General features: G+C 54.6%; 10 protein-coding genes and 4 pseudogenes. All 14 read left to right on the top strand.

Features of this window, described 5'->3' with window-relative positions; all coding sequences use genetic code 11:
* Positions 1-17 precede the first annotated feature (17 nt).
* Positions 18-557 (top strand): 50S ribosomal protein L5, encoded by a 540-nt coding sequence (rplE, locus tag AC1DLB_RS24210; RefSeq protein WP_003210069.1) that lies wholly within the window; start codon positions 18-20, stop codon positions 555-557.
* A 13-nt stretch (positions 558-570) separates the two neighbouring features.
* Entirely contained in the window at positions 571-876 is a 306-nt protein-coding gene (gene rpsN / locus AC1DLB_RS24205) for a 30S ribosomal protein S14 (RefSeq protein ID WP_003176414.1), read from the top strand.
* 209 nt (positions 877-1,085) lie between these two features.
* On the top strand, positions 1,086-1,478 hold the full coding sequence (rpsH, locus tag AC1DLB_RS24200) for a 30S ribosomal protein S8 (RefSeq protein ID WP_003186040.1): 393 nt from the start codon (positions 1,086-1,088) through the stop codon (positions 1,476-1,478).
* A 12-nt stretch (positions 1,479-1,490) separates the two neighbouring features.
* Positions 1,491-2,024, top strand: a complete 534-nt coding sequence (gene rplF, locus AC1DLB_RS24195) for a 50S ribosomal protein L6 (RefSeq protein ID WP_003176412.1) — start codon at positions 1,491-1,493, stop codon at positions 2,022-2,024.
* Positions 2,025-2,034: 10 nt separating this feature from the next.
* The gene (gene rplR, locus AC1DLB_RS24190) at positions 2,035-2,385 is read left to right on the top strand and encodes a 50S ribosomal protein L18 (RefSeq protein WP_003186037.1); all 351 of its coding nucleotides are present in this window, start codon (positions 2,035-2,037) and stop codon (positions 2,383-2,385) included.
* Between the two features lie 3 nt (positions 2,386-2,388).
* A complete protein-coding gene (gene rpsE / locus AC1DLB_RS24185) occupies positions 2,389-2,889 on the top strand; it encodes a 30S ribosomal protein S5 (RefSeq protein ID WP_003186035.1) in 501 nt (166 codons plus the stop codon).
* Positions 2,890-2,891: 2 nt separating this feature from the next.
* Positions 2,892-3,068 (top strand): 50S ribosomal protein L30, encoded by a 177-nt coding sequence (gene rpmD / locus AC1DLB_RS24180; protein WP_003176408.1) that lies wholly within the window; start codon positions 2,892-2,894, stop codon positions 3,066-3,068.
* 3 nt (positions 3,069-3,071) lie between these two features.
* Complete coding sequence (rplO, locus tag AC1DLB_RS24175) at positions 3,072-3,509, top strand: 50S ribosomal protein L15 (protein WP_003228720.1); 438 nt, start codon at positions 3,072-3,074, stop codon at positions 3,507-3,509.
* A pseudogene (secY, locus tag AC1DLB_RS24170) lies at positions 3,510-4,752 on the top strand (preprotein translocase subunit SecY).
* A 27-nt stretch (positions 4,753-4,779) separates the two neighbouring features.
* Complete coding sequence (gene rpmJ / locus AC1DLB_RS24165; protein WP_002555468.1) at positions 4,780-4,896, top strand: 50S ribosomal protein L36; 117 nt, start codon at positions 4,780-4,782, stop codon at positions 4,894-4,896.
* A gap of 130 nt (positions 4,897-5,026) precedes the next feature.
* Positions 5,027-5,383 carry a 30S ribosomal protein S13 gene (rpsM, locus tag AC1DLB_RS24160; protein WP_003186020.1) on the top strand — a complete coding sequence of 119 codons (357 nt, stop codon included), beginning with the start codon at positions 5,027-5,029 and terminating at the stop codon, positions 5,381-5,383.
* Positions 5,384-5,413: 30 nt separating this feature from the next.
* Positions 5,414-5,572, top strand: a pseudogene (gene rpsK, locus AC1DLB_RS24155) (30S ribosomal protein S11); the annotation flags it as partial.
* Positions 5,573-6,046, top strand: a pseudogene (gene rpsD / locus AC1DLB_RS24150) (30S ribosomal protein S4); the annotation flags it as partial.
* Positions 6,047-6,068: 22 nt separating this feature from the next.
* A pseudogene (locus AC1DLB_RS24145) lies at positions 6,069-6,393 on the top strand (DNA-directed RNA polymerase subunit alpha); the annotation flags it as partial.

Genomic DNA, 6,393 nt, shown 5'->3' with positions numbered 1-6,393 from the left:
CTGCTAGGTAGAAGACCATGGCACGACTAAAAGAGATTTACCGGAAGGAAATCGCACCGAAACTTAAGGAAGAACTTAAGCTTTCGAACGTGATGGAAGTTCCGCGCGTTACCAAAATCACCCTGAACATGGGTCTGGGCGAAGCGATCGGCGACAAAAAAGTCATCGAGCACGCTGTTGCTGACCTGGAAAAGATCACCGGCCAGAAAGTCGTTGTGACCTACGCTCGGAAATCCATCGCTGGCTTTAAAGTCCGTGAAGGTTGGCCGATCGGCGTCAAAGTGACCCTGCGCCGTGAGCGTATGTACGAGTTCCTGGATCGTCTGCTGTCGATCTCCCTGCCTCGGGTTCGCGACTTCCGCGGCCTGAATGCCAAGTCCTTCGATGGTCGTGGTAACTACAGCATGGGCGTTAAAGAGCAGATCATCTTCCCGGAAATCGACTACGACAAGATCGATGCTCTCCGCGGTCTGGACATTACCCTGACCACCACTGCCAAGAACGATGATGAAGGTCGCGCCCTGTTGCGTGCTTTCAAATTCCCGTTCCGCAACTGATTGGAGTAGGAAAATGGCCAAGATGAGCATGAAAAACCGCGAGCTGAAGCGTCAGCTCACGGTTGCCAAGTACGCCAAAAAGCGTGCAGCACTGAAAGCTATCATCGTTGATCTGAACGCAAGTCCAGAAGCGCGTTGGGAAGCTACAGTAGCCCTGCAGAAGCAGCCACGTGACGCAAGCGCTTCGCGCATGCGTAACCGCTGCCGCCTGACCGGTCGTCCACACGGCGTTTACCGCAAGTTCGGCCTTGGCCGTAACAAACTGCGTGAAGCTGCAATGCGTGGTGACGTACCTGGTCTGGTTAAAGCCAGCTGGTAAGCACTGTCGAAGTCTCGGTGTTCGGGGTCGCAAGATCCTGACCATCGGTGACCTTGAACTTGAATCAAGCCCCTATTGGGGCTTGATTCATTTGTGGGGTGTGTCTAGAATACCCGGCTCGCCTGAGCCCGTGTTTTTTTGCGCGGATGTACTCGGCGACACGTAGTAGCCGCAAGGCTAATTTTTTGTGTATTAGGAGCGTCTAGCCCATGAGTATGCAGGACCCGTTAGCGGACATGCTAACTCGAATCCGTAATGCCCAGATGGCTGAAAAGTCCGTCGTAAGCATGCCATCTTCTACTTTGAAGGTAGCTGTTGCCAAAGTCCTGAAGGACGAAGGTTACATTGCGGGTTATCAGATCAGCAGCGAAATCAAGCCACTGCTGTCCATCGAGCTGAAGTACTTCGAAGGCCGTCCGGTCATCGAGGAAGTGAAGCGCGTTAGCCGTCCAGGCCTGCGTCAGTACAAGTCCGTCGATGATCTGCCAAAAGTTCGTGGCGGTCTCGGTGTGTCTATCGTCTCCACCAACAAAGGTGTGATGACGGATCGTGCTGCGCGCGCTGCCGGTGTCGGCGGCGAAGTTCTTTGCACTGTGTTCTAAGGGGGGATAAGCATGTCACGCGTCGCTAAGAACCCCGTTAAGCTGCCAGCCGGTGTCGAAGTCAAATTCGCAGGCCAACAGCTTTCGGTGAAGGGTGCCAAGGGCACTCTCGAACTGAACATCCATTCGTCCGTTGAGATCGTTGAAGAAGCTGGTGAGCTGCGTTTCGCTGCTCGCAATGGCGATCAACAAACTCGCGCAATGGCTGGTACCACTCGTGCGTTGGTAAACAACATGGTCCAAGGCGTAAGCCAAGGCTTCGAGCGTAAGCTCCAGCTGGTCGGTGTTGGTTACAAAGCGCAAGCAAAAGGCACAGTGCTGAACCTGGCTCTTGGCTTCTCGCACCCAGTGGATTATGAACTGCCGGAAGGCATCACCGCTGAGACTCCTAGCCAGACCGATATCCTGATCAAGGGCATCGACAAGCAGCTGGTAGGTCAAGTGGCCGCCGAGATCCGCGACTTCCGTCCACCAGAGCCGTACAAAGGCAAAGGTGTGCGCTACGCGGACGAAGTCGTCCGTCGTAAAGAAGCCAAGAAGAAGTAGGGCATAGCAAATGACCGACAAAAAAGTTACTCGACTGCGTCGCGCTCGCAAAGCACGCCTGAAAATGCACGAACTCGAAGTCGTGCGTCTCTGCGTGTTCCGCTCGTCGCAGCACATCTACGCCCAGGTCATTTCGGCCGACGGCAACAAAGTCCTGGCAAGTGCCTCGACTTTGGATAAAGAACTGCGTGATGGTGCCACCGGCAACATCGACGCGGCCACTAAGGTTGGCCAGCTGGTCGCTACGCGTGCTAAAGCCGCTGGCGTCTCGCAGGTGGCTTTCGACCGCTCTGGCTTCAAGTACCACGGCCGCGTCAAGGCGCTGGCTGATGCTGCTCGTGAAGCTGGGCTGGAGTTCTAAGTTATGTCAAATAACGACCAAAAGCGCGACGAAGGCTACATCGAGAAGCTGGTTCAAGTTAACCGCGTAGCCAAAACCGTTAAAGGCGGCCGTATCTTCACTTTCACCGCGTTGACCGTGGTTGGTGATGGTAAAGGGCGCGTTGGCTTCGGCCGTGGCAAGTCGCGTGAAGTGCCTGCTGCGATCCAGAAGGCAATGGAAGCTGCTCGCCGCAACATGATCCAGGTTGATCTGAACGGCACCACTCTGCAGTACGCAATGAAGTCCGCCCACGGCGCTTCGAAGGTGTACATGCAGCCTGCTTCTGAAGGTACCGGTATCATCGCTGGTGGCGCTATGCGTGCTGTCCTCGAAGTTGCTGGCGTTCAGAACGTTCTGGCCAAGTGCTACGGCTCGACTAACCCGGTAAACGTGGTTCACGCCACTTTCAAGGGTTTGAAAGCAATGCAGTCTCCTGAATCCATTGCCGCCAAGCGTGGCAAAAGCGTCAAGGAGATCTTCTGATCATGGCTACCGTTAAAGTTACGCTGATCAAAAGCATGACCGGCCGCATCCCTAACCACAAACTGTGCGTTAAGGGTCTGGGTCTGCGTCGCATCGGTCACACTGTAGAAGTCCAGGATACTCCCGAGAATCGCGGGATGATCAACAAGGCTTACTACATGCTGCGTGTCGAGGGTTAATCRATGAAACTCAATGATCTGAGTCCAGCGCCGGGTTCCCGTCGCGAAAAGCATCGTCCGGGCCGTGGTATCGGTAGCGGTTTGGGTAAGACTGGTGGCCGTGGCCACAAAGGTCAAACCTCCCGCTCCGGTGGCACCATTGCTCCAGGCTTTGAAGGCGGTCAACAGCCGCTGCATCGTCGCCTGCCGAAGTTTGGTTTCGTTTCCCTGAAAGCCATGGACCGCGCAGAAGTGCGTCTGTCCGAGCTGGCTAAAGTGGAAGGCGACATCGTCACCGTGCAGTCCCTGAAAGATGCCAACGTGATCAACGTCAACGTTCAGCGTGTGAAAATCATGCTGTCCGGCGAAGTTACTCGCGCTGTCACCATCGGAAAGGGAATCGGCGCCACCAAAGGTGCGCGTGCGGCTATCGAAGCAGCTGGCGGCAAGTTCGAGGAATAAATGGCTAAGCAAGGTGCTCTCTCTGCGCTCGGCAAAGGCGGTATGTCTGAACTCTGGGCTCGTCTGCGTTTTCTGTTCCTGGCGATTATCGTCTACCGAATAGGCGCACACATCCCGGTTCCAGGTATCAACCCGGACCGACTCGCGGACCTGTTTCGACAGAATGAGGGGACCATTCTTAGCTTGTTCAACATGTTTTCCGGCGGCGCGCTGGAGCGGATGAGTATCTTTGGAAGGTGAAGCTGGCCGTCGCAAGATCAGCCAGTACACCCGCTACGGCACTGTCGTCCTCGCTCTCGTCCAGGCTATTGGCATGTCCATTGGTCTGGCGGGGCAGGGCGTTGCGTTCACTGGTGACTTTGGCTTCCATTTCGTCGCGGTATCCACTTTTGTGGCTGGTGCGATGTTCATGATGTGGCTGGGTGAGCAGATTACTGAGCGTGGTGTTGGCAACGGTATCTCGATGTTGATTTTTTCGGGTATCGTCGCCGGTCTTCCGAGAGCGATCGGGCAGTCTTTCGAGTCTGCACGTCAGGGTGATATCAACATCTTCGCCCTGGTTGCCATCGGTTTGCTGGCAGTAGCGATTATCGGTTTCGTGGTGTTCATTGAGCGTGGCCAGCGTCGTATTGCTGTTCACTACGCCAAGCGTCAGCAGGGCCGTAAGGTCTTCGCTGCGCAGACCAGCCACTTGCCGCTGAAGGTGAACATGGCCGGTGTTATTCCGGCTATTTTCGCGAGCAGCATTTTGCTGTTCCCGGCTTCGTTGGGTGCCTGGTTCGGTCAGTCTGAAGGTATGGGCTGGTTGCAGGACATCTCGCAGTCGATCGCTCCTGGTCAGCCGTTGAATATTCTGCTGTTTAGTGCAGGGATTATTTTCTTCTGCTTCTTCTATACGGCGTTGATGTTCAATCCGAAAGACGTAGCGGAAAACCTGAAGAAGTCCGGTGCCTTTATTCCGGGCATCCGTCCAGGTGAGCAGTCTGCGCGCTACATTGATGGCGTTCTGACTCGCTTGACCATGTTCGGTGCTCTTTACATGACGGCCGTCTGCCTGTTGCCCCAGTTCCTGGTGGTTGCAGCAAACGTACCGTTCTACCTTGGCGGGACCTCGTTGCTGATCGTGGTCGTGGTTGTGATGGACTTCATGTCCCAAGTACAATCGCACCTCGTTTCGCACCAGTACGAATCCCTGATGAAGAAAGCCAACCTGAAGGGTTACGGCAGCGGCATGTTGCGCTGAGTACCCATAAGGTTCGAGGAGTTGGTGATGAAAGTTCGTGCATCGGTGAAAAAGCTGTGCCGTAACTGCAAGATTATTCGCCGCGAAGGTGTTGTTCGAGTAATTTGCAGCGCGGAACCGCGTCACAAACAGCGCCAAGGCTGAGTGTGATTGTGCTTCAAGCCCGGCAGCTAGTGCGCTGCCGGGTTGATTATTTGTTATTACAGCGATATTATCTCGCGCCCTATTTCTTGGCTTCCGGGGCGTAGGTAGCTGTCAATTGGAGTCCCACTGAATGGCCCGTATTGCAGGCGTTAACATTCCAGATAACAAGCATACTGTTATCTCGCTGACCTACATCTATGGTGTTGGTCGCACTACTGCACAGAAAATTTGTGCAGTGACTGGGGTAAACCCAGCGGCAAAGATCAAAGATCTGAGCGACGAGCAGATTGAACAGCTGCGTGGCGAAGTGGCGAAGTTCACCACTGAAGGTGACCTGCGTCGCGAAATCAACATGAAAATCAAGCGTTTGATGGACCTCGGTTGCTATCGCGGTCTGCGTCATCGTCGTGGTCTGCCAGTACGCGGTCAGCGTACCAAGACCAACGCGCGTACCCGTAAAGGTCCGCGTAAGCCGATCCGCAAGTAATCGCCCCAGCGAATCGACAGGAAATTAATCATGGCAAAACCTGCTGCTCGTCCTCGTAAAAAAGTTAAAAAGACAGTGGTTGATGGCATCGCCCACATCCATGCTTCTTTTAACAACACCATCGTGACCATCACCGACCGTCAAGGTAACGCTCTTGGTATCCACGGCCAACGCCGCGGTCGCCAGTCCGACTACGGCACCCAACTGCGTGAAAAGCAGAAGGTCCGTCGTATCTACGGCGTTCTCGAGCGTCAATTCAGCGGCTACTACAAAGAAGCTGCTGGCAAGAAAGGCGCAACTGGCGAAAACCTGTTGCAACTGCTCGAATGCCGTCTGGACAACGTTGTATACCGTATGGGTTTTGGCTCTACTCGTGCCGAATCCCGTCAGCTGGTATCGCACAAGTCGATCAGCGTTAACGGTCAGACCGTAAACGTTCCGTCCTACCAGGTTCGTGCTGGTGACGTGGTCGCAGTTCGCGAGAAAGCAAAGAACCAACTTCGCATTGTCCAAGCTCTCGATCTGTGTGCCCAACGTGGCCGCGTAGAATGGGTAGAAGTAGACACTGAGAAGAAGTCGGGCGTTTTCAAGAACGTTCCTGCTCGCAGTGATCTGTCCGCCGACATCAACGAAAGCCTGATTGTCGAGCTCTACTCCAAGTAAGGGCTAGAAAATAGGTGCATCCATGCAGATTTCGGTAAATGAGTTCCTGACACCCCGCCATATTGATGTGCAGGTTGTCAGTCCAACCCGCGCCAAGATCACACTCGAGCCTCTCGAGCGTGGTTTCGGCCACACCCTGGGCAACGCGCTGCGCCGCATCCTGTTGTCCTCAATGCCCGGCTGTGCAGTAGTCGAGGCCGAGATTGACGGTGTGCTCCACGAGTACAGCGCCATCGAAGGTGTACAGGAAGACGTAATTGAAATCCTGTTGAACCTTAAAGGTCTGGCTATCAAGCTGCACGGTCGAGACGAAGTTACGCTGACCTTGTCGAAGAAGGGTTCGGGGG

It is taken from the genome of Pseudomonas sp. 05N434 (assembly GCF_056396965.1).
This window is presented reverse-complemented; position numbering and strand designations above follow the sequence as displayed.